The sequence below is a fragment of the Kitasatospora sp. NPDC001225 genome, from assembly GCF_053597855.1.
The window spans coordinates 1-20,778 of the sequence record NZ_JBSFJC010000139.1 but is presented as its reverse complement, the minus strand read 5'-3'; the positions used below and the strand labels follow the sequence as shown (position 1 = coordinate 20,778).

The window sequence follows — 20,778 nt, the reverse complement described above, 5'->3', positions numbered from 1 at the left end:
GAGCCCGCACGCCCGGAGGCCGGAGGCCCCCGCGCCCGAAGCCCGCACCCCACCCGGAGACGGAGACGGAGCGGACCGCCGGCAGCGGGCCCCGGCTTCGTACGTATCGGCCGAGCGGCTCAGAACCCGCCGGTCTGCTCGTCCCGGCGGCGCTGCCAGCGCTGCTCCACCCGGTCCATCATCCCGGCCTTGCGGCGCGGGGCGGCGGCCGGACGGGCTCCGGTGCCCTGGCCCGCGGGACCGCGGCGCCAGCCGGTCACGGCGAACACCGCGCACCCGAGCATCACCAGGAAGCCCACGACGCTGACCCAGATCTGATCCGGTACGACCATGCCGCCCATCAGCAGGCCGATGCCCACCACGAAGCCGGCGACGGCCAGGTAGACCCGCCGACGGGTGTAGGTGCGCAGCCCGGTTCCCTCAAGCGCAGACGCGAATTTGGGATCTTCGGCATACAGCGCTCGCTCCATCTGGTCGAGCAGTCGCTGCTCGTGCTCCGAGAGCGGCACGGAGTCCTCCTACTCGTCGGTCGCGGGTGCGACCGGTCCGCCCACCCCGGTCGGGGAGGCAAGTCCAATCAGCCTTGGGGCACACGGTCGGACGCCCGTGCGGGGGACCCGGCCCGTGTCGTCCATATGCCCCACGCGTCCGGCTGTCATGCTTTCCGGCTTTACCCAGATCATACGGTCCGTGGGCCCGTTACGGGGTGGTCTGCGCCGCGTGGGACGGGCCACTTCGAGCGGGGACGGCCGCATCGGAGTCAACGCGCCACGCCCCGGACAAGTGCCCGATCGGATGGAATCGTCCCGGACCTGGGGAGGTTTGCCGCCGGGTGGCACCGCCCGGCCGCCGCCGGGCCCGGAAACGGGCGGGCCACCGAGGGGTCACGGCGCGGGAACGGGCGGGCCTCCGGGGCGCGAACCACCGCCGTACGGCGGGCAAAAAAAACCGTACGACGGCGGAGGCGCGCGTGAAGGGGCGCGCGGGCCGGGAGGGGCGCCTCAGGCCAGGGTGGCCAGCAGGTGCAGCTGGGTCGCCACGGCGTGGAAGGCGGGCTGCGCGGCGGCGGCCTCCTCCAGCTTCAGCAGCGCGTCCAGCGCGCCCGGCTCGGTGTCCACCAGCACGCCGGGGACGAGGTCGGAGAAGACCCGTACGCCGTGCACCGACCGCACCCGCAGGCCCGCGGCCTCGGCCAGCCGGCCCAGCTCCTCGCCGGTGAAGCGGCGCGGCATCGGGTCCTGCTCGCCCCAGCGGCCGTCGGCGGCGGACAGCACGGTGCGGGCCTCGGTGAAGTGGCCGGCCAGCGCGCGGGCCAGCACGGCGCCGTTGCGGTTGGCCGCCAGCAGGCTGACCACGCCGCCCTTGCGCAGGGCGCCCGCCAGGCTGCCGAGCGCCTCGGCCGGGTCGTCCACGACCTCCAGCACGCCGTGGCAGAGCACCGCGTCCACGCTGCCGGGGGCGACCAGCTCGGGCAGGGTCTGGGTGTCGCCCTGGACGGCGCGCACCAGGTCCGTCACACCGGCCTCGGCGGCCCGGCGCTCCAGGGCGAACAGGGCGTCCGGGCTCGGGTCGACCACGGTGACGCGGTGGCCGAGCTTGGCGACCGGCACCGCGAAGTTCCCGGTGCCGCCGCCGGTGTCGACCACGTCGAGCACCGGCTGGTCCAGCTCGGCCGACCGCTTCTCCAGGGCCGCCCGGACCACCTCCCACACCACGGCGGTACGCAGGGCACTGCGGGGACGCGTCGGGTACAAGGTGGGACTCCTTGGCACGTGCAGTTCGATCAGGTTGCCTCCACCTTAGAGCCTGTCCCAGGGATCCTTGCCGGGCCCACGACGCCGTCCGACGGGAGCCGGGGCGGGGGCGGCGCGGCGTGCAGGCCGAGCAGGCGCTCGACCAGGCGCAGGAAGAGGGCGGAGTTGCGGACCAGGTCGTCGGCGTCGCGGGCCGAGGCGGCGCCCCTGATCCCGGCCTCGGCGGCGGCCCGGCGGCGGGCGCCGGCACCGTAGTAGACCGCCCACTCGGCGAGCTCCGGGGCCACCTCGGGCAGCACCTCCCAGGCGCTGCGGATGGCCTTGCGCCGGCGCGGGCTCTTCTCCGGGCGGCCGCGCACCGCCAGGACGGCCGCCACCGTGCGCAGCGCGGCCAGGTGGGCGGTGGCGTAGCGCTCCAGCGGGTCCTCCAGGGCGCGGGCCCGGGTGAGGGTGCGGTGGGCGTCGGCGAGCAGGTCGAGGGCGGCCGGCGGCGCGGCGACCCGGCGCAGCACGGGGTGGACGTCGGCTCCGGCGGGGCGCCCGGCGGACGGGCCCGGGAGCTGCGGCGGGGCGGCGGAGTGGAGGCGGGCGGTGACGGGCTCAGGACGGCTGACGGTCATGGTCTCCCCCGTTCCGAGGCAGCGCGCGGACCGGGTGGTCCGTGCCCCTCCATCGTGAACGGCACCACTGACAATCCGGCCGGGCCGGCCGCGCCCCGGGCGGCTCCGGAAGGGCGTCCGGAAAAGGCGTAGCGGCGGCGGGCGCGGTCCTCCCCCGGTTCCGCGCCGCCGCCGTGCCGTCGCTCCGCCGCTCCCCCGTGGTCGGCGGTGGCGAGCTCCCCCCTCGCGGCCGGTCTCCCCCCGGCCCGCTCCGCCGCCCCGTGTCGGCGGTGCGGGGACCGTGACCAGCCCCGTGGCGGTCCGTCCGCCGCCTCCCCGGGCCGGTTCGGCCGGGGGACGGACGGATCCGCCACCCGGGCGGGCCCGGCGCCCGACGCGCCGCCCTCCCGGGTGCCACCACTCTCCCGTCTCCGCAGGTCGGGGGCCATCCGCTGACGTACTCAACCGCGGATCTGAGTATTTGTACTCAGTGCGCCCCGGCCCGTCCCGGTCCGGCCGCCCGCCGGAACCGGCGGGTGCGTCCACGGCGTCCCGGGTGCCGGGTACGGTACGGCGGGGCCGGGCGGTACCGGCCCACCGGACGACCAGGGGACGCGATGACGAGGAGGGGGACGAGATGACGGTCCTGCCGCTGATCTTCACCAGCGGACTGGCCAGCGGCATCAACGCCTACGCGGTGGTGCTGCTGCTCGGCCTGCTGGGCAGGTTCGCCGACGCGGACTCGGTGCCGCAGGCGCTGGAGCGCACCGACGTGCTGGTCGTGGCCGCGGTGCTGTTCGCGCTGGAGGCGGTGGCCGACAAGATCCCGTACGTGGACAGCGTCTGGGACGTCGTGCACACGGTGATCCGGCCGGTCGCCGGCGCCACCGTCGGCGTGCTGATCGCGGGCAACGACCCCGGCTCGCTGAGCGAGGTCGCGGCCGGCGCGATGGGCGGCACCTCGGCCCTGGTCAGCCACCTGGTGAAGGCCTCGCTGCGGATGGCCGTCAACACCTCCCCCGAGCCGGCCAGCAACATCGTGGTCAGCATGGCCGAGGACCTCTCGGTGGCCGGCCTGATCACCCTGGCGATCTTCCACCCCTGGCTGGCCGCCTCGGTCGCCGCCGTGGTCCTGGCCGCCGGGCTGCTGCTGGTCTGGCTGGCGGTCAGCCGGATCCGCGCCTTCCGGGCCCGCCGCCGCGAACGCCGGGCCGCCCGGGCGGCGGCGGGGAGCGCCTGAGACTGGTCCTAGGATCAGGTGCCATGGCAAAGATCGTCGTCATCGGCGCAGGAATGAGCGGGCTCGCGGCGGCCTCCCGGCTGGCGACCCTCGGCCACCGGGTGACGGTCTGCGAGGCGGGCGGCACCTACGGGGGCATGGTCGGGCGGTACGAGCGCGAGGGCTTCGCCTTCGACACCGGGCCCGGCCTGCTCACGCTCCCGGCGGTCTACCGCGACCTCGCGCTGAAGACCGGCAAGGAGCCCCTGGAGCAGCTGGTCGAGCTGGCCCCGGTCGACCCGGAGAGCCGGCACCTGTTCCCCGACAGCACCGCCGTCACCCTGCCGAACGCCTCCCGCGGCGGCGTCAGCCAGGCGCTGGACGCCGCCTTCGGGGCCGGCTCCGGCGCCCGCTGGAGCACGGTGATGAACCACGGCCGGACGGTCTGGGAGGCCACCCGCCGCCCGCTGCTGGAGGAGCCGCTGCCGGCCGAGCGCGGCGTCCTGTCCCCGGCCGACCGGGCCCTGGTGGGCACCGACCCGTACCCCGTCCCGCCGCGCACCGGCCTGGCCCGGCTGCGCCGCGCCCAGCCGTGGTCCCTGGAGCACGTGGCCGCGCGCGAGCTCGACGGCCACCCCGGCCTGACCGCCCTGCTGTGCGAGCCCGCGCTGCGGTACGGCTTCACCTCGGCCATGGCACCCGCCGGGGCCACCGTGCTGCCGTACATGGAGCAGTCCTTCGGCGTCTGGTACGTCCGGGGCGGGCTGCGGGCCCTCGCGGACGCGGTGTACCGGCGCTGCGAGCTGCGCAAGGTCGAGTTCCGCTTCGACACCCCGGTCACCCGGGTGGTCGTCGAGGGCGGCCGGGCGACCGGGGTCGAGACGGCGGACGGCCGGATCGACGCGGACCTGGTGGTCTCCGCGATGGACACCGACGCCTTCTACCGCCACGGCCTGGCCGAGTGGCCGGGGCTGCCGCCCGGGGAGTGGGAGCCGGTGGAGGTGCCCGGCCGCTTCAGCGTGCTGCTCGCCCTGCGCGGCCCCCGGCCCGAGGGCACCCCGCACCGTACGGTCGTCCACGCGGCCGACCCCGCCGCCGAGGCGAACGCCCTGACGCTCTCGGCGCCGCCCTGCGAACGCCCCACCGTCCAGGTGCTGCGCCCGGACGACCCGGCGCTGCGGCCCGACGACGACCACGAGAGCGTGGTGCTGACCGCGACCGTCCCGGCCCAGGACGAGGTCGACTGGACCGTCCCCGGGTTCGCCGACCGCTACGCCGACCGGCTGCTCGCCCACGTGGACGCGGCCGGCCTGGGCCTGCGCGAGCGGATCCTGTGGCGGGTCGTGCGCACCCCGGAGGACACCCGCCGGGAGACCGGCGCGCTGTTCGGCGCGGTCGCCCGCCCGGCCCTGGCCGGCTCCGCGGGCTCCTGGCTGAAGGCCGCCAACGAGTCCCCCGTCCCCGGCCTCTACCTGATCGGCGGCAACGCCCACCCCGGCGGCGGCCTCGCCCGCGTCGGCATGTCGGCCTGCATCACCGCCGGCCTGATCGGCCCGGCGTAACGGCCCGGTCGGGCCGGTCAGGGCGGGTCAGCCCTGCTGGTGCCAGGTGTTCTGCTGCTGGTAGCCGTGGTTCTGGTCGTACATCGGCTGCTGCGGGATGCCCTGGGTGTGCGGGTCGGGCTGGGGCTGCCACTGCTGGGGCTGCTCCTGGGCGGTCTGGTCCCAGGCCTGCTGGTGCTGCGGCTGCTGCTGGTAGCCCGCGTACGGGTCCTGCTGCTGGTGCTGCTGCTGCGGGTAGCCGCCGTACGGGTCGGGCTGCTGCTGGGGGTAGCCGCCGTAGGTCTGCTGCTGGTCGTAGGCGTAGGCGGGCTGCTGCTGGGTCTGCCACTGCTGCTGGTCGTAGCCGGCCTGGTAGGCGGGGGCGTACGGGTCCTGGGGCTGCTGCTGGACCTGCGGCTGCTGCTGCTCGTAGTACCCGGGGGCGTAGACGCCGTCCTGGGCGAGCTCCTGCATCTCGAAGGCGGCGGTCTGCTCGACCTCCGGCACCTCGTCGGGCACCGGGGAGGGCAGCGGGGTGGGCAGCGGCGCGGCGGCCGGGGTCTCCTCGACGGGGCTGACCTCGCCGACCCGCCTGCGGGCGACCGCGGCGGCCGCCACCGCGGCGGCGCCGCCGGTGAGGGCGCCGAGCAGCGGCACCTTGGCGAGCGGGCCGGGCAGGCTGCCGTCGGGCTTCCGCAGGGACCAGCCGGTCTGGTGGCCGCGCTTGACCGAGAGGGTGACGAAGGCCTGTCCGACCGCGAACAGCGCGGCGCCGGCCCCGATCACCACGACCGAGCCGAGGACCATCCCGGCGGCCACGCCCAGGAAGCCGGCCAGGGCCAGGACCCGCCAGTGCAGCGGTGCCCGGTTCTGCAGCAGCACCTCCGCGACCAGCCAGAGCGCCACCACCGCCAACGCGACGTACAGCAGCAGGTATCCGATGCCCATCCGCCCCGCTACCTCCAGTCGCGTACCCGCGCGTGTGCGCCGCGCGTGTGCGGCGACTGTACCGGTTCAACGGCCGGGGTACCGCATCGCGTTCCCGCCGCCCGGGCACCGGCCGCACACGACCGAGCCCGCCACCGTCGGTACGGTGACGGGCTCGTGAACACCCGGCGTCGGCGCGGCGGGAGCAGGCCCCCGCAGCGCCCGCTCAGCGCTGGTGCAGTCCCAGGTTCTGGTAGATCTCCAGCGTCGCCGTCGAGTGGTTCAGCGTGATGAAGTGCAGACCCGGCGCGCCCTCGGCGAGCAGGCGCTCGGCCATCGCGGTGGCGTGCTCCATGCCGATGGCCCGCAGCGCCGCCGGGTCGTCGATGGCCGCCCGCAGGCGGGCCTCCAGGTCGACGGGGAAGGCCGAGCCGCTGAGCTGCGGGAAGCGCTCCAGCTGCTTGGCGTTGGTGACCGGCATGATCTCCGGGATGATCGGCGTCTCGCAGCCGGCGGCCGCCACCCGGTCGCGCAGCCGCAGGTAGTCGTCCACCTCGAAGAACATCTGGGTGATCGCGTAGTCGGCCCCGGAGCGGATCTTCGCCACGAAGTGCCGGATGTCCTCGTCCCAGTCGGTCGAGCGCGGGTGCATGTTCGGGGAGGCCGCGACGCCGACGCAGAAGTCGCCGATCCCCTTGATCAGCTCCACCAGCTCGTACGCGTAGGTGACGCCCTCGGGGTGCTTGACCCACTCGCCCATCGGGTCGCCGGGCGGGTCGCCCCGGACCGCGAGGACGTTGCGCACGCCCTGGTCGGCGTACTGGCCGATGATGTTGCGCAGCTCCGCGATCGAGTGGTCCACCGCGGTGAGGTGGGCGACCGGGGTCAGGGTGGTCTCGGTGGCGATCCGGCCGACCATGTTGACGGTGCGCTCGCGCGAGGAGCCGCCCGCGCCGTACGTCATGCAGACGAAGTTGGGGTCGAGCGGTTCGAGCCGGCGGATGGCGTCCCAGAGCTTCTGCTCGCCGGCCTCGGTGCGGGGCGGCATGAATTCGAAGGAGAAGGAGCGCTTGCCGGCCGCCAGGAGTTCGCGCACCGTCAGTGCGCGATCCGTTCTCGTGGAAGCGATTCCGAGTGCCATGCTGGCAGGCTATCCGGCGTTCGAAGGGGCCGGACAACCGTATTCCATCTATTGAGACAACTGATGGAAGACGTTCCGTTTCGCCCCGGAACGGCTCCGCCGCCCCTCCCCCGTGCCCCGGGCCGAACCGCTCGCACAGCCGTTCCCGGCCGCACCGCTACGCTTGCTGCACCCCAGAGAACCAGCGGAGCCCCATCGTGACCTCGTCCAGCACCCGGCCGGCCAGCCCCGGTTCGGCCCTCAGTGCGGCCACCAGTGCGGCCGGCAACGCGGCCGGCAGTGCGGCCAACCCCATGGACGTGGAGGACGTCCGCACCCGTGTCAACTCGGCGCTCGCCGCGTTCATGGACGGCCAGTCCGTGCTCCTCGACAAGATCTCGCCCCAGCTGGCCCCCGCCGCCGACGCGCTGCGCGACTTCCTGCTGGACGGCGGCAAGCGGCTGCGCCCGGGCTTCTGCTACTGGGGCTGGCGCGGCGCCGGCGGCCCGGCCGCAGGAGCGACCGGCGACGCGATCGCCAACGCGGCCGCCGCCCTGGAGCTGCTCCAGGCCAGCGCCCTCGTCCACGACGACCTGATGGACCGCAGCGACACCCGCCGCGGCCTGCCCTCGGTCCACCGCCGCTTCGAGGCGCTGCACCGCGACAGCGGCTGGCGCGGCGACCGCGAGCAGTACGGCGCCTCGGCCGCGGTGCTGCTCGGCGATCTGCTGCTGATCTGGTGCGACGAGCTGTTCCTGCGCTCCGGCCTGGAGCCCGCCGCCGTGCTCGCCGCCAAGCCGGTGTTCGACCTGATGCGTACCGAGGTCATGCTCGGCCAGTACCTGGACGTGCTGGAGCCGGTGGCCGGCGACTCGACGGACGAGGGCGCGCTGGAGCGGGCGCAGACCGTCCTGCACTACAAGTCCGCGAAGTACACCATCGAGCGGCCGCTCCAGGTGGGCGCGCTGCTGGCCGGCGCCGGGCCGGAGCTGGTCGAGGCGTACGGGGCGTTCGGGCTGCCGCTGGGCGAGGCCTTCCAGCTGCGCGACGACCTGCTCGGCGTCTTCGGGGACCCGGCGGTCACCGGCAAGCCGGCCGGGGACGACCTGCGCGAGGGCAAGCGCACCCTGCTGGTCGCGCACGCGATGCGGGGCCTGCCGGCCGCCGACGCCCGGCACCTGGACGAGCGGCTGGGCGCGCCGGACCTGGCGGCCCCGGAGGTCGCCGAGCTGCGCGGGCTGGTCGCCCGCAGCGGGGCGCCGGAGCTGGTGGAGCGCCGGATCGAGGAGCTGATGCGGCAGTCGCTGGCCGCGCTGGAGGCGGCGCCGCTCGCCGACGAGCGGGCCCGTACGGTGCTGCTGGCACTGGCCGAGGCCGCCACCGTCCGCAAGTACTGAACGCACTGACGGGCGGCGACGGCCCCGGGCCGGTCCTGCGGGTCCTCCCGGGATCCGGGACGCTCAGAGCGCGGCGCGCACCCGGCGGGACAGCTCGGCGGCGGCCGCCCGGGGGTCCGCCGCGGCCGTGATGGCCCGCACCACGACGACCCGGCGGGCACCGGCGGCGAGCACCTCGTCCAGGTTGCCGAGGTCGATCCCGCCGATCGCGAACCACGGCCGGTCGGTGTCCTGCTTCGCCGCGTACGAGACCAGGCCGAGGCCCGGGGCCGGGCGGCCCGGCTTGGTCGGGGTCGGCCAGACCGGGCCGGTGCAGAAGTAGTCCACGCCGGGCTCGGCGATCGCCGCGTCCACCTCGGACTCGGCGTGGCAGGAGCGGCCGATCAGCACGTCCTCGCCGAGGATCGCCCGGGCGGCCGGCACCGGCAGGTCGTCCTGGCCGAGGTGCAGCACGTCCGGCCGGGCCGCGTGGGCGACGTCGGCGCGGTCGTTGACGGCCAGCAGCTTGCCGTGCCGGCGGCAGGCGTCGGCGAAGACCTCCAGGGCCTCCAGCTCCTGCCTGGCCTCCAGGCCCTTGTCGCGCAGCTGGACGATGTCCACCCCGCCCGCCAGCGCCGCGTCCAGGAACTCGGCGAGGTCGCCCTGCTCCCGGCGGGCGTCGGTGCACAGGTACAGCCGGGCGTCGGCGAGCCCGGCGCGCGGCGTGTCCGCCGCCATCAGATCAGCATCGCCTGGGCGCGGCGCTTCACCTCGGTGCCGCGGTTCTCCCGCAGCGCCTGGATCGGGCTGCCGGGCAGCGACGGGTCCTCGGTGAAGAGCCACTCCAGGATCTCCGCGTCGTTGTACCCGCAGTCCCGCAGGACGGTCAGGGTGCCGGACAGGTGCTTGACCAGGCCCGGGCCGTCGATGAACGCGGCCGGGACCTGCAGCGACTTGTTGGGGCCGCGCCGGACGGCGATCAGGCCGCCGTTCTTGACCAGGTCACGCACCTCGGTGACCCGGACCCCCCACTGCTCCGAGATGTCGGGCAGGTACATCCAGTCGGTGACCAGGGATTCAATCTTGCTTTCGATCTCACTCACGCCACCAGACTGCCACCTCCGCGGCCCACCGCGCACCAGACCTGCCCCGCGCCTACCCCGCGACGGCCGCCTTCAGCGGTACCGCGGGGTCGGCCGCCCGGGCCGGGTCCAGCGCGGTGCCGCGCTCGATCAGCCGCCGCCCCTGGGCCAGGTCGCGCGGCCGGTCGACGGTCAGCAGCGCGCTCGGCACGCCGTCGCGCAGCCAGAGCACCGACCAGTCGGCGCCCCGCGGGTCGCCGCGCCGGACCAGCTCGTCGCCCTCGGCGTGCCGGCCGGCGTACTGGACCATCCGCCCGAACTGCTCGGACCAGAAGTACGGCACCGGGTCGTAGGCCGGCGCGTCCGCGCCCAGGACGGCGGCGGCCACCGCCTCGCCGGACCGCAGCGCGTGGTCCCAGTGCTGGACGGCCAGCCGGGCGCCGGCCCGGGCCGAGGGGTAGCTGACGCAGTCGCCGGCCGCGAAGACGCCGGGCACCGAGGTGCGCAGCCGCCCGTCCACCACGACGGCGCCGGTCGCGTCCAGCTCGACCCCGGAGCCGGCCAGCCAGCCGGTCGCGGGGCGGGCCCCGATGCCGACCACCACCTCGTCGGCGGGCAGGTGCGAGCCGTCCGCCAGCAGCACCGCGCCGGGCTCGACGGCGGCCACGCCGACCCCGCAGCGCAGCTCGACCCCGGCCTCGGCGTACCAGGCGGCCATCGCCGAGCCGAGCTCCGTCGGCAGCGCGCCGGGCAGCGGCGCCGGACCGGCCTCGACCACCGTCACCTCGCAGCCCGCCGCGCGGGCCGCGGTGGACACCTCGGCGCCGATCCAGCCCGCGCCGACCAGCACCAGCCGCAGCCCGGGGCGCAGCAGCGCGCGCAGCGCCAGGGCGTCGTCCAGGGTGTGCAGCAGGTGCGCCCGCTCGGCGCCGGGCAGGGCGCGCGGCACGGCGCCGGTGGCGATCACCAGCGAGCCGTACGGGAGGTCGCCGCCGTCGGTGTGCAGCACGCCGGGGGTGAGGCCGGTGGCGCGGCGGCCGGTGAGCAGCTCGATGCCGAGCTGCCCGTAGTCGATGTCCAGGGCGGTGGAGTCGGCCTTGCCGAGCAGCACGTCCTTGGAGAGCGGCGGCCGGTCGTACGGCGCGTGCGGCTCCTCGCCGACCAGCGTGATCCGCCCCTGCCGGCCGCCCTGCCGCAGCTTGAGGGCGCACTGTGCCCCGGCCAGCCCGGCTCCGACGACGACCACCCGATCCGTTCCGCTCAGCTCTGCCACGCCCGCCACTGTACTCAGCGCGACGCGGCGGCCTCCGGGCCGTCCGCCCCGCGTACGGGCCTTCGGCCGGGCCGACCCCCGGCGTTAAGGTGGGAGGACCACACGGGAGCCCGGCGGACCGGGCTGAGAGGCGGGCTGACACGGCCTGCGACCGTCCGAACCTGATCCGGGTCATACCGGCGAAGGGAGAAGAGCAGCCTTGTCACGCTTGCCATCAGGCACCCATGCCGACGTGCTGGTGATCGGCGGGGGCGTCATCGGCCTCGCCGTCGCCTGGCGCACCGCGCGGCGCGGGGCGCGGAACGTGATCGTGGTCGACCCCGCCCACGGCGGCGGGGCCGCCGGGGTCGCGGCCGGGATGCTCGCCCCGGTCACCGAGCTGCAGTACGGCGAGGAGCCGCTGCTGCGCCTCGGGATGGCCTCGAACGAGCGGTACGAGGCCTTCGCCGCCGAACTCTCCGAGGCGAGCGGCGGCCTGGACACCGGCTACCGCCGCTGCGGCACGATCGCCGTCGCGCTGGACTCCGACGACCGCGAGGAACTGCGCGAGCTGTACGCCTTCCACCAGCGGCTGGGCCTGGACTCGACCTGGCTGACCGGCCGGGAGGCCCGCAGGCTGGAGCCGATGCTGGCCCCCGCCGTCCGCGGCGCCCTGCACGCCGCGGACGACCACCAGGTGGACCCCCGGCGCCTGCTCACCGCCCTGGTCGCCGCCTGCGGGCGCGCGGGCGTCCTGCTGCACCGCGCCGAGGCCGTCGAGCTGCTGGTCGAGGACGGCCGCGCGACCGGCGCCCGGCTGAGCACCGACGAGACGGTGACCGCCGACCAGGTCGTGCTCGCCGCCGGCCCGCACAGCCACCGGCTGCCCGGTCTGCCCGAGGGGGTGCTGCCCGCGATCCGCCCGGTGAAGGGGCAGGTGCTGCGGCTGCACGTGCCGGAGGCCTACCGGCCGTTCCTCTCCCGCAACGTCCGCGCCGTGGTCCGCGGCCGGCACCTGTACCTGGTCCCCCGGGAGAACGGCGAACTGGTCGTCGGAGCGACCACCGAGGAGCAGGGCTACGACACCACCGTCACCGCCGGCGGGGTGTACGAACTCCTGCGGGACGCCCACGAGTTGGTCCCGGGGATCACCGAACTCCCGCTGCGCGAGACCTCGGCCGGGCTGCGCCCCGGCTCGCCGGACAACGCCCCGCTGCTGGGCCCGACCCCGCTGCCCGGGCTGGTCGCCTCCACCGGCCACTACCGCAACGGCGTGCTGCTCACCCCGGTGACCGCCGACCTGGTCTCCGAGTACCTGGTCACCGGTAAAGTCCCCGAGCTCGCAAGGCCGTTCACCCCCACCCGGTTCTCCTCCGAATCCCCCGTCGCGAAGGCCTCCGCATGACCGAGATCGCCCTGACCGAGAACGCCCCGAACGAGCACGCCCCAGACGAGAACGCCGTGCACGAGGACGCCCCGAACCCGGTCGCCCCGGCCGAGATCGCCCTGACCGTCAACGGCGAGCCCCGCCGGGTGCCCGCCACGACCACCCTCGCCGAGCTGGTGGCCTCCGTCAGCGCCGCCAACACCGGTGTCGCCGCCGCGCTCAACGAGGCCGTGGTGCCGCGCGGTTCGTGGCCCGGGACGGCACTGGGCACCGGCGACCGGATCGAGATCCTCACCGCCGTCCAGGGAGGCTGAACCATGGCCGACGATCTGCTGACCATCGCCGGGACGGCCTTCTCCTCCCGGCTGATCATGGGCACCGGCGGCGCCCCCAGCCTGGAGGTCCTGGAGCGCGCGCTGCTCGCCTCCGGCACCGAGCTGACCACCGTCGCGATGCGCCGGGTCGACGCCACCACCCAGGGCTCCGTCCTGGACGTGCTGACCCGCAACGGCATCCGGGTGCTGCCCAACACGGCCGGCTGCTTCACCGCCGGCGAGGCCGTGCTGACCGCCCGGCTGGCCCGCGAGGCGCTCGGCACCGACTGGGTCAAGCTGGAGGTGATCGCCGACGAGCGCACCCTGCTGCCCGACCCGATCGAGCTGCTGGACGCCGCCGAGACGCTGGTCGACGACGGCTTCACCGTCCTGCCGTACACCAACGACGACCCGGTGCTGGCCCGCAAGCTGGAGGACGTCGGCTGTGCGGCCATCATGCCGCTGGGCTCGCCGATCGGTTCGGGCCTGGGCATCCGCAACCCGCACAACTTCCAGCTGATCGTGGAGGGCGCGGGCGTCCCGGTGATCCTGGACGCGGGCGCCGGCACCGCCTCCGACGTGGCGCTGGCGATGGAGCTGGGCTGCGCCGCGGTGATGCTCGCCTCCGCGGTGACCAGGGCTCAGGACCCGGTGCTGATGGCCGAGGCGATGCGGCACGCCGCCGAGGCGGGCAGGCTCGCCCACCGGGCCGGCCGGATCCCGCGCCGCTTCCACGCCGAGGCCTCCTCCGCGATGGCCGGCCGGGCCGACCTGGACACCCGCGAGCACCCGGCGTTCTGAACCGTCGCGCATGTCACAAGCCGGTCCCGGAGGCGGTGTCCGCCGGGACCGGGCGGTCCCGCACCCTAGACTCTCCGAGTGGACATGGCACTGCACGACCCCCTGATCGGCGCCCTGCTCGACAACCGGTACCGGGTCGAGCAGCGGATCGCGACCGGCGGGATGTCCACCGTCTACCGGGGCACCGACACCCGGCTGGACCGGGTGGTCGCGCTCAAGGTGATGCACCCCTCGCTGGCCGGTGACGAGGGCTTCACCGCCCGCTTCATCCGCGAGGCCAAGGCGGTCGCCAGGCTCACCCACCCCAACGTGGTCAACGTCTTCGACCAGGGCGCGGACGGCGGCCACGTCTTCCTCGCCATGGAGTACGTGCCCGGCCGCACCCTGCGCGACCTGCTGCGCGACCGCGGCGCGCTGTCCGTCCGGGCCGCGTTGGACGTGCTGGAGCCGGTGCTCGCCGCGCTCGGCGCCGCCCACCGGGCCGGGCTGGTCCACCGCGACGTCAAGCCCGAGAACGTGCTGATCACCGAGGGCGGCCTGGTCAAGGTCGCCGACTTCGGCCTGGTCCGGGTGCTCGGCAGCGCCGACGGCGCGCCCACCTCGACCACCACCGCGACCGGCGGCACGGTCATGGGCACCGTCTCCTACCTGGCCCCCGAGCAGATCCTCCCGGACGCCCCCACCGACCAGCGGGTGGACGTCTACGCGTCCGGCATCCTGCTGTACGAGATGCTCACCGGCCGCCGCCCGCACACCGGCGACAACCCCGTCCAGGTCATGTACAAGCACCTGCACGAGGACGTCCCGGCCCCCTCGCTGGTCGCCCCCGCCGTCGGCCCCGAGCTGGACGCGATAGTGGCCGCCGCCTGCGCCCGGTCCGCCGGCGCCCGCCCGTACGACGCGGTCGAGCTGCTCGCCGCCCTCCAGCGGGTGCGCCGCACCCTCGCCCCGGCCGCGCTGGACGCCGAGCCGCCGGCCTCCACCCGCCCCAGCCCGCGCTACCCGACCAGCGAGCCGACCTCGGTGATCCAGCCGCTGCCGCGGCCCGCCGAGGCCCCGCCGACGGAGCGCACCAGCGTGCTGGACATGCCGCCGGAGCTGATGGACGAGCTGCTCGCCGAGCCGCGCCCGTACGACGAGCCGACCCCGGTGCACCGGCGCCGGCCCCGGCCGGGCCCGCTGCGCCGCCTCCCCCGCCGGACGCTGGTCTGGACGGCCGCGCTGGCCGCGCTGGTGCTGGCGATCGGCGGCGTCACCTACGGGATCTCCGAGGGGCTGTACGGCTCGGTGCCGGGTGTGCTCGGCAAGGACCGGGCGGAGGCGCAGCGGGTCCTGGACAAGGAGGGCCTGCACGGCAGGTTCGTCGAGGTGTTCAGCGAGTCCGTCCCGTCCGGGCAGGTGATCTCCACCGACCCCGGGGTGGGCGCGCGCACCCGCAAGAGCGACAGCGTCACCGTCACCCTCTCCAAGGGCCCCAAGCGGATCGCGGTGCCGGACCTCACCGGGAAGAGCGCCGCCGACGCCGCCGCGGCCCTGACCGGCGCCCAGCTGACCAGGGGCGGCGTGACCGAGACCTACGACGACACGGTGCCCGAGGGCTCGGTGATCAGCAGCTCGCCGGCGGCCGGGCAGCTGCTGCAGGAGAACAGCGCGGTGTCGCTGGTGGTCAGCAAGGGCATGGTGCCGGTCCCGAACGTCACCGGGATGGGCAAGGACGAGGCGCAGAAGGCGCTCCAGGCCGCGGGCTTCACCATGCAGACCAGCGGCTGGGACGTGTTCGGCGCGGTCACCTCCTCCGGCCAGAGCCCGGCGGCGGGCGAGCGGCGCCCGCAGCGCAGCGTGGTGACCGTCAAGTTCTCGCTGTTCTAGGCCCCGGGCGGGCTCAGCGCAGCGGCCCGTCGCCGGGCTCCTCCTGGTAGGAGTAGCGCTGCTCGCCCCAGGGGTCGGCGAGGTTGTGGTAGCCGCGCTCCTCCCAGAAGCCGCGCCGGTCGGCCCGCATGTACTCGACCGCGCGCACCCACTTGGGGCCCTTCCAGGCGTACAGCCGCGGCACCACCAGCCGGACCGGGAAGCCGTGTTCGGCGGTGAGCGCCTCGCCGTTGCGGTGGGTGGCGAGCAGCGTGCGCGGGTCGGCGAAGTCGGCCAGGCGCAGGTTGGCGCTGTAGCCGTACTCGGCCCAGACCATGACGTGGGTGACGCCCGGCGCCGGGGGCACCAGGTCGAGCACGGCGGCGGCCGACACGCCCGTCCACTCGTTGCCGAGCACCGAGAACTTGGTCACGCAGTGCAGGTCCCCGACGACGGTGCTGCGCGGCAGGGCGCCGAAGGCCTCGAAGTCCCAGCTGTGCTTCTCCGCCGAGGCGGTGGCGCCGAACACCTGGAGGTCCCAGGTCAGCGGCTTGAAGCGGGGCACCGGCCCGTAGTGCAGGGCGGGCCAGCCGCGCTGCGCGCGCTGTCCCGGGGGGAGCCTCGGGTCAGACGGCGGAAGCGGTTCGTGTTTCGACTGACCCATGGATCCATGGTGACAGACGGCGGACGAGCCTCGGCGCGCGCCCCTTTGCGCGGATCCGCGCCCCTGCCCGTACGGCCCAGCGGTCGGCCGCCCACCAGCACGTTTCACCATGAATCGGATATTCCGACACATGTCCTAGTGAGTGTGAACTTACTGGAATTTCCTCCCAAAGCGGTGCCAGGATGCGCAGCGCAGGACTCAGTACCGGACCCACCGCAGGACTTCACGCAGGACTCAGCGCAGGACACACGGCAGCACGAGTGCAGGAGGCATCACCATGCAGGGCGATCCCGAGGTCATCGAGTTCCTCAACGAGCAGCTCACCGCCGAGCTGACCGCGATCAACCAGTACTTCCTGCACGCCAAGATGCAGGAGAACTTCGGCTGGACGAAGCTCGCCAAGTACACCCGGCACGAGTCCTTCGACGAGATGAAGCACGCCGAGACGCTCACCGACCGGATCCTGTTCCTGGAGGGGCTGCCCAACTACCAGCGGCTGTTCCACGTCCGGATCGGCCAGACGGTCAAGGAGATGTTCGAGGCGGACCGCCAGATCGAGGTCGAGGCGATCGACCGGCTCAAGCGCGGGATCGTGGTGATGCGGGCCAAGAACGACGTCACCTCGGCGAACATCTTCGAGGACATCCTGGCCGACGAGGAGCACCACATCGACTACCTCGACACCCAGCTGGAGCTGCTGGAGAAGCTCGGCGAGGCGCTCTACCTCGCCACCGTGATCGAGCAGCCGGAGTCCTGAGGCCGCGGCCCGCTCTGGCCACCCGGCCCGGTCAGGCCGCCCGGTTCGCCCGGGTCACCCGCAGCGGGACCACCGGGGCGGCCTCCGGGGCCGGAGCGGACGGCGCCGCCGGGTCCTCCGGGTCCGCGAGGCCGAGCTTCGCGGCCAGCCGGGCGGTCGGGCAGGGGCGGGCGCCGTGCTCGCCGAGCAGCGCCTGGATGCGCCGCACGCAGGACCCGCAGTCGGTGCCGGCCCGGCAGCCCTTCGCTATCTGGCGCGGGGTGTTGGCACCGCCGTCGATCGCCTTCTTCACCTGGTCCTCGGTGACCGCATGGCACATGCACACGTACATCGCGGTCTCTCCCGGGAGTGAAGCGGAGTGGATCTTGACTAAGGTCAGCCTTAGTTCACTGAGGCTTACCTTACCCGGCGAAACGGGTACGAAAAAGCCCCTCCGGGCTCGGTGACACCGAATCCGGAGGGGCCTTCGTCACATCGGACGGGCACCGGGCCTACTGGCCGCGGTACATCTCCGCCACCAGGAACGCCAGGTCCAGCGACTGGCTGCGGTTGAGGCGCGGGTCGCAGGCCGTCTCGTAGCGCTGGTGCAGGTCGTCCACCAGGACCTCGTCGCCGCCGCCGACGCACTCGGTGACATCGTCGCCGGTCAGCTCCACGTGGATGCCGCCCGGGTGGGTGCCGAGCGCGCGGTGCACCTCGAAGAAGCCCTTGACCTCGTCCAGGACGTCGTCGAAGCGGCGGGTCTTGTGCCCGCTGGAGGCCTCGAAGGTGTTGCCGTGCATCGGGTCGCAGATCCACACCGGCCGGGCGCCGGAGGCGGTGACCTTCTCCACCAGGGTGGGCAGGTGCTCGCGGATCTTGCCCGCGCCCATCCGGGTGATGAAGGTCAGGCGGCCGGGCTCGCGCTCCGGGTCCAGCTTCTCGATCAGGGCGAGCGCGTCGTCGACCGAGGTGGTCGGGCCGAGCTTGACGCCGATCGGGTTGCGGATCTTGGAGGCGAACTCGATGTGCGCGTGGTCCAGCTGCCGGGTGCGCTCGCCGATCCACACCATGTGGCCGGAGACGTCGTACAGCTCGCCGGTGCGCGAGTCCACGCGGGTCAGCGCGGTCTCGTAGTCCAGGACCAGCGCCTCGTGCGAGGAGAAGAACTCGACCGCCTTGAACTCCTCCGGCACCACGCCGCAGGCGCTCATGAACGCCAGGGCGTTGTCGATCTCCCGGGCGAGCTGCTCGTAGCGCTGGCCGGCCGGCGAGTTGCGGACGAAGTCCTGGTTCCAGGCGTGCACCTGGCGCAGGTCCGCGTAGCCACCGGTGGTGAAGGCACGCACCAGGTTGAGCGTCGCGGCGGACGCGTTGTACATCCGCTTCAGGCGCTCGGGGTTCGGGATGCGGGACTCGGGGGTGAACTCGAAGCCGTTCACCGAGTCGCCCCGGTAGACCGGCAGGGTCACGCCGTCGCGGGTCTCGGTCGACTTGGAGCGCGGCTTGGAGTACTGGCCGGCGATGCGGCCGACCTTCACCACCGGCACCGAGGCCGCGTACGTCAGTACGGCGGCCATCTGGAGCAGCGTCTTCAGCTTGTTGCGGATGTGCTCCGCCGAAACGCCGTCGAAGGCCTCGGCACAGTCACCGCCCTGGAGGAGGAAGGCCTCCCCGCGCGCCACGGCTCCGAGCCGGGCGCGCAGCTGGTCGCACTCGCCGGCGAAGACGAGCGGCGGATAGGACGCGAGCTCGGCAAGGGTCTTGCGCAGAGCCTCTTGGTCCGGCCATTCAGGCTGCTGCGCCGCGGGCAGGGACTGCCAGGAGTGGGCAGCCCTCGATGTCTCAGTCGTAGCGGTCACACCGCCAAGGCTACGGGGTGGCAGGAGTGACTCGTGCCTATTGCCCGAGGAATGAGACACATCTCGGACAAAGACGTGATGCCCCTCACCCGCCCCGACGCATCCGCTAGTCTCGAACCATGCACGCGCCCCACAGCCACTCCTGGTGGTGGGCCTCCCCCCAGGGTGGCCCACAACTGGCGCGTTCCTAGACGAACACGACGGCCGCCCCTCGGGGCGGCCGTCGGCGTCTGAGCAGACGGCCCTCCGGGAGCGGACCTTGCACCGCCTCTCACCAGTCCACCCGGAAGGAAGCCGTTCCCGTGACCACCGCTGTCGACCTGCTCGCCCGTCTCACCGGCCCCGATGCCCCCGCGTTCGCCCTGCTGCACCGCCGCACGCCCCGGCTCAGCCCGGACACCGTCGAGGTGCTGCTGGGCACCGTCGACAGCTACGAGCACCTCGCCGACCTGCCCGTACGCAGCGGCCCACCGGCCGGCGGCGGCCCGGTGCACGACCTGCTCGCGCTCGTCCCGTACCGCCAGATCCGCGAGCGCGGCTTCGAGGCGCACGACGACGAGACCCCGCTCCAGGCCCTCTCGGTGACCGAGCAGCACGCCCTGCCGTTGGCCGAATTCACCTACGCCCTACCGAAGTTGCCGGTCTCACTTGCCGGTGGCGGGTTCGATGTGGACGACGACGCGTACGCCGCGATCGTCCGCCGGGTGATCCAGGACGAGATCGGGAACGGCGAGGGCGCCAACTTCGTCATCCGGCGCGACTTCCACGCGACGATGGAGGACTTCTCCCCCGAGCTCGCGCTGACGCTCTTCCGGCGGCTGCTGGAGCAGGAGCGCGGCGCGTACTGGACCTTCCTGGTGCACACCGGCGACCGGGTCCTGGTCGGCGCTTCCCCCGAGGTGCACGTCCGGCAGAGCGGCGGCACCGTCGTGATGAACCCGATCTCCGGCACCTACCGCTACCCGGCCGGCGGCTCCGACCTCGACTCGCTGCTCCAGTTCCTGCACGACCCCAAGGAGTTGGAGGAGCTCACCATGGTCGTGGACGAGGAGCTCAAGATGATGTGCACGGTCGGCGACCTCGGCGGCCAGGTGCTCGGGCCCCGGCTCAAGGAGATGGCCCACCTCGCCCACACCGAGTACGAGCTGCGCGGGCGCACCTCGCTGGACGTCCGCGACGTGCTCCGCGAGACGATGTTCGCGGCCACCGTCACGGGCAGCCCGGTCGAGAACGCCACCCGGGTGATCAAGCGCTACGAGCCCACCGGACGCGGCTACTACTCCGGCGCGCTCGCCCTGATCGGCCGCGCCGCCAGCGGCGGGCAGCTGCTGGACTCGCCGATCTGCATCCGCACCGCCGACATCGACCCGGCCACCGGCCGACTGGTCGTCCGGGTCGGCGCCACCCTGGTGCGCCACTCCGTCCCGGAGTCCGAGGTCGCCGAGACCCACGCCAAGGCCGCCGGGGTGCTCACCGCGATCGGCGCCCGGCCCGCGCCCACCCGGCTGCCCCACCCGACCGGGCCCCGGCTCGCCGACGACCACCGGGTGCAGGCCGCCCTGGACTCCCGCCGGGCCGACCTCGCGCCGTTCTGGCTGCGGATGCAGCAGCCGGCCGAGATCACCGAGGCCGAGCCGACCCTGGTCGTGGACGGCGAGGACACCTTCACCTCGATGCTCTCCCACCTGCTCGGCTCGCTCGGCCACCGGGTGACGGTGGCCCGCTACGACGAGCCGGGGCTGCGCGAGCGGGTCGCGGCGCACCGGGGCGCGCTGGTGCTCGGCCCCGGCCCGGGCGACCCGGCACTCGCCGACGACCCCAAGATGGTGCTGCTGCGGCCGATCGTCGCGGACGCGCTGGCCGCCGTCCGCTCCGGCGCCCGCACCTCGCCGCTGCTCGCGGTCTGCCTGAGCCACCAGCTGCTGGCCGCCGAACTCGGGCTCCCGCTGGGCCGCAAGGCCGTCCCGTACCAGGGGGCGCAGGAGCGCATCGACCTGTTCGGCGCCAAGCGCACGGTCGGCTTCTACAACACCTTCACCGCGCGCTGCTCGGAGGCCGACGCGGCGCGGCTCCTCGGCGAGGGCGTCGAGGTCTCCCGGGACGCCGCCACCGGCGACGTGCACGCGCTGCGCGGGCACGGCTTCGCGGGGCTCCAGTTCCACCCGGAGTCGGTGCTCACCCGTGACGGGGTCGGCATCGTGGCGGGCCTGCTGCGCGAGGCGACGGCCGCGCTGCGCTGAGCCGGCGGCGCGGCCCTGCTGGCCGAGCAGGGCAGCTGGGGCGTCGCCCTGGTCGG

The 20,778-nt window shown here is 74.3% G+C and carries 20 protein-coding genes and 1 riboswitch; of the genes, 9 read left to right on the top strand and 11 right to left on the bottom strand.

Annotated features, from left to right (window positions below; genetic code table 11):
* Window positions 1-119 precede the first annotated feature (119 nt).
* The 3 genes from ACWDCZ_RS32630 to ACWDCZ_RS32620 all read right to left on the bottom strand — a co-directional run bounded on the left by ACWDCZ_RS32630 (window position 120) and on the right by ACWDCZ_RS32620 (window position 2,374).
* Entirely contained in the window at window positions 120-509 is a 390-nt protein-coding gene (locus ACWDCZ_RS32630; RefSeq protein WP_049651927.1) for a DUF3040 domain-containing protein, read from the bottom strand.
* Window positions 510-1,001: 492 nt separating this feature from the next.
* Window positions 1,002-1,754 (bottom strand): methyltransferase domain-containing protein, encoded by a 753-nt coding sequence (locus tag ACWDCZ_RS32625; protein WP_387966127.1) that lies wholly within the window; start codon window positions 1,752-1,754, stop codon window positions 1,002-1,004.
* 29 nt (window positions 1,755-1,783) lie between these two features.
* On the bottom strand, window positions 1,784-2,374 hold the full coding sequence (locus ACWDCZ_RS32620) for an SAV_6107 family HEPN domain-containing protein (RefSeq protein WP_074000909.1): 591 nt from the start codon (window positions 2,372-2,374) through the stop codon (window positions 1,784-1,786).
* A gap of 616 nt (window positions 2,375-2,990) precedes the next feature.
* On the opposite strand from ACWDCZ_RS32620, the gene ACWDCZ_RS32615 reads away from it, so the two are divergent.
* Window positions 2,991-3,593: a DUF4126 domain-containing protein gene (locus ACWDCZ_RS32615; RefSeq protein ID WP_380777779.1), complete on the top strand. Its 603-nt coding sequence runs from the start codon at window positions 2,991-2,993 to the stop codon at window positions 3,591-3,593.
* A gap of 23 nt (window positions 3,594-3,616) precedes the next feature.
* The gene (locus ACWDCZ_RS32610) at window positions 3,617-5,134 is read left to right on the top strand and encodes a phytoene desaturase family protein (protein ID WP_449817730.1); all 1,518 of its coding nucleotides are present in this window, start codon (window positions 3,617-3,619) and stop codon (window positions 5,132-5,134) included.
* 27 nt (window positions 5,135-5,161) lie between these two features.
* Here the strand turns inward: ACWDCZ_RS32610 and ACWDCZ_RS32605 are convergent, their stop codons facing one another.
* Both ACWDCZ_RS32605 and metF read right to left on the bottom strand, forming a co-directional pair.
* Window positions 5,162-6,061: a hypothetical protein gene (locus ACWDCZ_RS32605; protein ID WP_449817729.1), complete on the bottom strand. Its 900-nt coding sequence runs from the start codon at window positions 6,059-6,061 to the stop codon at window positions 5,162-5,164.
* Between the two features lie 205 nt (window positions 6,062-6,266).
* Entirely contained in the window at window positions 6,267-7,181 is a 915-nt protein-coding gene (gene metF / locus ACWDCZ_RS32600) for a methylenetetrahydrofolate reductase [NAD(P)H] (protein WP_049651933.1), read from the bottom strand.
* A gap of 197 nt (window positions 7,182-7,378) precedes the next feature.
* Between metF and ACWDCZ_RS32595 the strand changes: the two genes are divergently transcribed.
* Window positions 7,379-8,557, top strand: a complete 1,179-nt coding sequence (locus ACWDCZ_RS32595; RefSeq protein ID WP_449817728.1) for a polyprenyl synthetase family protein — start codon at window positions 7,379-7,381, stop codon at window positions 8,555-8,557.
* A gap of 63 nt (window positions 8,558-8,620) precedes the next feature.
* On the opposite strand, the gene thiE is transcribed toward ACWDCZ_RS32595, so the two are convergent.
* From thiE to ACWDCZ_RS32580, 3 genes are read right to left on the bottom strand one after another with little or no spacing between them, the layout of a single operon-like run.
* Window positions 8,621-9,274: a thiamine phosphate synthase gene (thiE, locus tag ACWDCZ_RS32590; protein WP_049651934.1), complete on the bottom strand. Its 654-nt coding sequence runs from the start codon at window positions 9,272-9,274 to the stop codon at window positions 8,621-8,623.
* Window positions 9,274-9,639, bottom strand: a complete 366-nt coding sequence (locus tag ACWDCZ_RS32585) for an Rv2175c family DNA-binding protein (protein WP_049651935.1) — start codon at window positions 9,637-9,639, stop codon at window positions 9,274-9,276. Before ACWDCZ_RS32585 ends, thiE begins: the two co-directional genes overlap by 1 nt.
* 52 nt (window positions 9,640-9,691) lie before the next feature.
* A complete protein-coding gene (locus tag ACWDCZ_RS32580; RefSeq protein ID WP_387819653.1) occupies window positions 9,692-10,900 on the bottom strand; it encodes an NAD(P)/FAD-dependent oxidoreductase in 1,209 nt (402 codons plus the stop codon).
* 83 nt (window positions 10,901-10,983) lie between these two features.
* Window positions 10,984-11,096, top strand: a riboswitch (TPP riboswitch).
* A gap of 3 nt (window positions 11,097-11,099) precedes the next feature.
* Between ACWDCZ_RS32580 and thiO the strand changes: the two genes are divergently transcribed.
* From thiO to pknB, 4 genes are all read left to right on the top strand, one after another.
* A complete protein-coding gene (thiO, locus tag ACWDCZ_RS32575; RefSeq protein WP_449817727.1) occupies window positions 11,100-12,275 on the top strand; it encodes a glycine oxidase ThiO in 1,176 nt (391 codons plus the stop codon).
* Complete coding sequence (gene thiS / locus ACWDCZ_RS32570) at window positions 12,272-12,571, top strand: sulfur carrier protein ThiS (protein ID WP_449817726.1); 300 nt, start codon at window positions 12,272-12,274, stop codon at window positions 12,569-12,571. Before thiO ends, thiS begins: the two co-directional genes overlap by 4 nt.
* 3 nt (window positions 12,572-12,574) lie before the next feature.
* On the top strand, window positions 12,575-13,372 hold the full coding sequence (locus tag ACWDCZ_RS32565; RefSeq protein ID WP_049655375.1) for a thiazole synthase: 798 nt from the start codon (window positions 12,575-12,577) through the stop codon (window positions 13,370-13,372).
* 84 nt (window positions 13,373-13,456) lie between these two features.
* Window positions 13,457-15,241: a Stk1 family PASTA domain-containing Ser/Thr kinase gene (pknB, locus tag ACWDCZ_RS32560; RefSeq protein ID WP_449817731.1), complete on the top strand. Its 1,785-nt coding sequence runs from the start codon at window positions 13,457-13,459 to the stop codon at window positions 15,239-15,241.
* Between the two features lie 13 nt (window positions 15,242-15,254).
* Here pknB and ACWDCZ_RS32555 read toward each other — a convergent pair whose 3' ends face one another.
* Window positions 15,255-15,884, bottom strand: coding sequence for a molybdopterin-dependent oxidoreductase (locus tag ACWDCZ_RS32555; RefSeq protein WP_375877453.1), 630 nt, complete (start codon window positions 15,882-15,884; stop codon window positions 15,255-15,257).
* Between the two features lie 277 nt (window positions 15,885-16,161).
* On the opposite strand from ACWDCZ_RS32555, the gene bfr reads away from it, so the two are divergent.
* Complete coding sequence (gene bfr, locus ACWDCZ_RS32550) at window positions 16,162-16,641, top strand: bacterioferritin (RefSeq protein ID WP_049655380.1); 480 nt, start codon at window positions 16,162-16,164, stop codon at window positions 16,639-16,641.
* Between the two features lie 31 nt (window positions 16,642-16,672).
* Here bfr and ACWDCZ_RS32545 read toward each other — a convergent pair whose 3' ends face one another.
* Together ACWDCZ_RS32545 and ACWDCZ_RS32540 are read right to left on the bottom strand one after the other, a co-directional pair.
* Window positions 16,673-16,972 (bottom strand): (2Fe-2S)-binding protein, encoded by a 300-nt coding sequence (locus tag ACWDCZ_RS32545; protein ID WP_117487450.1) that lies wholly within the window; start codon window positions 16,970-16,972, stop codon window positions 16,673-16,675.
* 160 nt (window positions 16,973-17,132) lie between these two features.
* Complete coding sequence (locus ACWDCZ_RS32540; protein WP_049655382.1) at window positions 17,133-18,482, bottom strand: class II 3-deoxy-7-phosphoheptulonate synthase; 1,350 nt, start codon at window positions 18,480-18,482, stop codon at window positions 17,133-17,135.
* Window positions 18,483-18,784: 302 nt separating this feature from the next.
* Between ACWDCZ_RS32540 and ACWDCZ_RS32535 the strand changes: the two genes are divergently transcribed.
* Window positions 18,785-20,722 carry an anthranilate synthase family protein gene (locus ACWDCZ_RS32535; RefSeq protein WP_380743432.1) on the top strand — a complete coding sequence of 646 codons (1,938 nt, stop codon included), beginning with the start codon at window positions 18,785-18,787 and terminating at the stop codon, window positions 20,720-20,722.
* The last annotated feature ends 56 nt before the right edge of the window (window positions 20,723-20,778 follow it).

Excerpts from the sequence above, each read along its gene's own strand:
- ACWDCZ_RS32620 (WP_074000909.1), bottom strand. The coding sequence starts at position 2,374 with ATGACCGTCAGCCGTCCTGAGCCCGTCACCGCCCGCCTCCACTCCGCC.
- ACWDCZ_RS32615 (WP_380777779.1), top strand. The coding sequence starts at position 2,991 with ATGACGGTCCTGCCGCTGATCTTCACCAGCGGACTGGCCAGCGGCATC.
- ACWDCZ_RS32610 (WP_449817730.1), top strand. The coding sequence starts at position 3,617 with ATGGCAAAGATCGTCGTCATCGGCGCAGGAATGAGCGGGCTCGCGGCG.
- ACWDCZ_RS32605 (WP_449817729.1), bottom strand. The coding sequence starts at position 6,061 with ATGGGCATCGGATACCTGCTGCTGTACGTCGCGTTGGCGGTGGTGGCG.
- metF (WP_049651933.1), bottom strand. The coding sequence starts at position 7,181 with ATGGCACTCGGAATCGCTTCCACGAGAACGGATCGCGCACTGACGGTG.
- thiE (WP_049651934.1), bottom strand. The coding sequence starts at position 9,274 with ATGGCGGCGGACACGCCGCGCGCCGGGCTCGCCGACGCCCGGCTGTAC.
- thiS (WP_449817726.1), top strand. The coding sequence starts at position 12,272 with ATGACCGAGATCGCCCTGACCGAGAACGCCCCGAACGAGCACGCCCCA.
- ACWDCZ_RS32565 (WP_049655375.1), top strand. The coding sequence starts at position 12,575 with ATGGCCGACGATCTGCTGACCATCGCCGGGACGGCCTTCTCCTCCCGG.
- pknB (WP_449817731.1), top strand. The coding sequence starts at position 13,457 with ATGGCACTGCACGACCCCCTGATCGGCGCCCTGCTCGACAACCGGTAC.
- ACWDCZ_RS32555 (WP_375877453.1), bottom strand. The coding sequence starts at position 15,884 with ATGGGTCAGTCGAAACACGAACCGCTTCCGCCGTCTGACCCGAGGCTC.
- bfr (WP_049655380.1), top strand. The coding sequence starts at position 16,162 with ATGCAGGGCGATCCCGAGGTCATCGAGTTCCTCAACGAGCAGCTCACC.
- ACWDCZ_RS32545 (WP_117487450.1), bottom strand. The coding sequence starts at position 16,972 with ATGTACGTGTGCATGTGCCATGCGGTCACCGAGGACCAGGTGAAGAAG.